We start from the raw sequence: 2,327 nt of genomic DNA, 5'->3' as shown, positions 1-2,327 counted from the left end.
CATGGCGCCATCGCTGTGCAGGCCGCCGCTGAGCGCCAGGCCCAGCACGATCACCAGGGCCGCCTGGGTGAGAGCCGGCGCTCGCCCCGCGAGCAGCAGCCACACCATCGCCTGCAGCCCGCCCAGCACCAGGCCGATCCAGGGCGCGAAGCGGGCGATCCGGCTGAAGCGGGGCCGCGGCCACGGCCAGGCCGGCAGTACCGAATAGAAGATCCAGGCGCCGGCCAGATCCGCCAGCCAGCCGTCTCGTCCGTCGGGGTTGGGACCGAGCTGGTTGGCTGGTGGTGGCGCGGCAGAAGGTGAAGAACGCGGCACGTAGCGTCGGCGAAGCACCACCACGGCGCCATCGAGCCCCCATTCTCCTTCGCGATCACCGCCCGCTGCCCGTGCACCCGGGCCCGCTGCGGCCGCTTCCACACCCCCCACGGCGTCGTGGAGACGCCCCGGTTCATGCCGGTGGGCACCGCCGCCAGCATCAAGGGAGTCACCACACCCCAGCTGGCCGAAACCGGCAGCCAGATGGTGCTGGCCAACACGTATCACCTGCACCTGCAACCGGGCGAGCAGGTGGTGGCCGAGGCCGGTGGGCTGCACCGTTTCATGGCCTGGGACGGGCCGCTGCTCACCGATTCAGGCGGCTTCCAGGTGTTCAGCCTCGGGGCGATCAACAAGATCGATGACAGCGGCGTGGTGTTCCGCTCCCCCCGGGACGGAGCCCGCATCCAGCTCTCCCCCGAGCGGGCGATCGAGATCCAGATGGCCCTGGGTGCCGACGTGGCCATGGCCTTTGACCAATGCCCTCCCTATCCGGCCAGTGAAACCGAGGTGGCCGCGGCCTGCCGCCGCACCCACCACTGGCTGGAGCGCTGCCTGAGCACCCACAACCGAGCCGATCAGGCCCTGTTCGGCATCGCCCAGGGGGGCTGCTACCCGCACCTGCGCCAGGACTCCACCCGGGTGGTGGCGGCGATGGACCTGCCCGGCATCGCCGTGGGCGGGGTGAGCGTGGGCGAGCCGGCCGAGGAGATGCACCGGATCGTGCGGCTGGTGGCGCCGCTGCTGCCGGAAGCCAAGCCCCACTACCTGATGGGCGTGGGCAGCCTGCGGGAAATTGCGATCGCGGTGGCCCACGGCTTCGATCTGTTCGACTGCGTGCTGCCCACCCGGCTGGGGCGGCACGGGACCGCCCTGGTGGGAGGCGAGCGCTGGAATCTGCGCAATGCCCGCTTCCGCCACGACCACACCCCCCTCGATCCGAGCTGCAGCTGCCTGGCCTGCCGCCAGCACAGCCGTGCCTATCTGCACCACCTGATCCGCAGCGGCGAGATGCTGGGCCGCACGCTGCTCAGCCTGCACAACATCACCACCTTGATCCGCTTCACCTCCGCCATGGCACAGGCGATCCAGGACGGTTGTTTTTCAGAGGATTTCGCTCCGTGGGAGCCGAATTCTCCGGCCGCACACACGTGGTAGGTTCCGACCACCACACTGTTTCAGGGATGGCTCTCTCCTCGCTGCTGGCCGGCTCCGCCCTCCACACCATGGCCCAGCTGCCCGAGGCCTACCAGGCGTTCGGTCCCCTGGTGGACATCCTGCCGATCATCCCCCTGTTCTTCCTGCTGCTCGCCTTTGTGTGGCAAGCCTCGGTGGGTTTCCGCTGAATCCTCTGGATTTCGGCTGATCGGCTGGGTTTGGGCTGACCCGCTGGGTTTCCGCTGATCCGGAGGCTCGCCGCCCCTCTGGCACCTGTCCTTTCGCCCCGGCGGTCGTGATCCCAACATCTCCTGGGACCTCCGGTGGCGTTCAGTACTGAGGCGGTCGCTTCACTCCATGGCGCAGCACGGCCCAGGCGAAGGCCGGCAGCGCCAGCATCCGCCGCCAGCGGCTCGGCTCCTGAATCAGCCGGTAGAGCCATTCGATGTGAAGCGCTCCCATCCACCGGGGTGCACGTGTCTTGACCCCGGCCCAGACATCAAAACTGCCGCCGACGCCCATCCAGAGGCCACCGCTGCGGTCTGGAAAGTGCTGGATCCAGGTTTCCTGGCGCGGTACCCCCAGGGCCACCAGCACCAGATCCGGCCTGGCATCAAGCAGCTGCTGCTGCAGGCCCGGCCACGCTTCGGTGCTCTGAAACCCATGGACCGAAAAAGCCAGCTGCAGAGCCGGCAGGTCGCGGTGTAGCCGCTCTCGCAGCCGTTCCATCACCTCCGGGCTGGCGCCCACCAGGGCCACCCGCCAGCCGTGGGTGGAGGCGTGAACGAGCAGGCGGTAGGCCAGCTCGATGCCCGGGGCGCGGCGCACCCGCAAGCCCTGGCGCCCCAGCGCCC

General features: G+C 69.4%; 4 protein-coding genes. 2 read left to right on the top strand and 2 right to left on the bottom strand.

Features of this window, described 5'->3' with window-relative positions:
* Positions 1-417: adenosylcobinamide-GDP ribazoletransferase (locus VB716_RS04560; RefSeq protein ID WP_323269860.1), on the bottom strand; the 417-nt coding region annotated here is incomplete at its 3' end.
* Here VB716_RS04560 and tgt point away from each other — a divergent pair.
* Both tgt and VB716_RS04550 read left to right on the top strand, forming a co-directional pair.
* The gene (gene tgt, locus VB716_RS04555; RefSeq protein ID WP_416238083.1) at positions 346-1,473 is read left to right on the top strand and encodes a tRNA guanosine(34) transglycosylase Tgt; all 1,128 of its coding nucleotides are present in this window, start codon (positions 346-348) and stop codon (positions 1,471-1,473) included. The two genes, VB716_RS04560 and tgt, sit on opposite strands and share 72 nt — an antisense overlap.
* A 26-nt stretch (positions 1,474-1,499) precedes the next feature.
* A complete protein-coding gene (locus VB716_RS04550) occupies positions 1,500-1,661 on the top strand; it encodes a photosystem II reaction center protein K (RefSeq protein WP_370594667.1) in 162 nt (53 codons plus the stop codon).
* A gap of 142 nt (positions 1,662-1,803) precedes the next feature.
* On the opposite strand, the gene VB716_RS04545 is transcribed toward VB716_RS04550, so the two are convergent.
* Positions 1,804-2,327: WecB/TagA/CpsF family glycosyltransferase (locus tag VB716_RS04545; protein ID WP_323269859.1), on the bottom strand; the 524-nt coding region annotated here is incomplete at its 5' end.

Origin of the sequence: Synechococcus sp. CCY9201, from assembly GCF_034931105.1 — a bacterium.
Taxonomy (GTDB): domain Bacteria; phylum Cyanobacteriota; class Cyanobacteriia; order PCC-6307; family Cyanobiaceae; genus CBW1002.
The sequence above is the reverse complement of the archived record's forward strand: the minus strand, read 5'-3'. Positions and strand labels throughout refer to the sequence as shown.

Excerpts from the sequence above, each read along its gene's own strand:
- VB716_RS04550 (WP_370594667.1), top strand. The coding sequence starts at position 1,500 with ATGGCTCTCTCCTCGCTGCTGGCCGGCTCCGCCCTCCACACCATGGCC.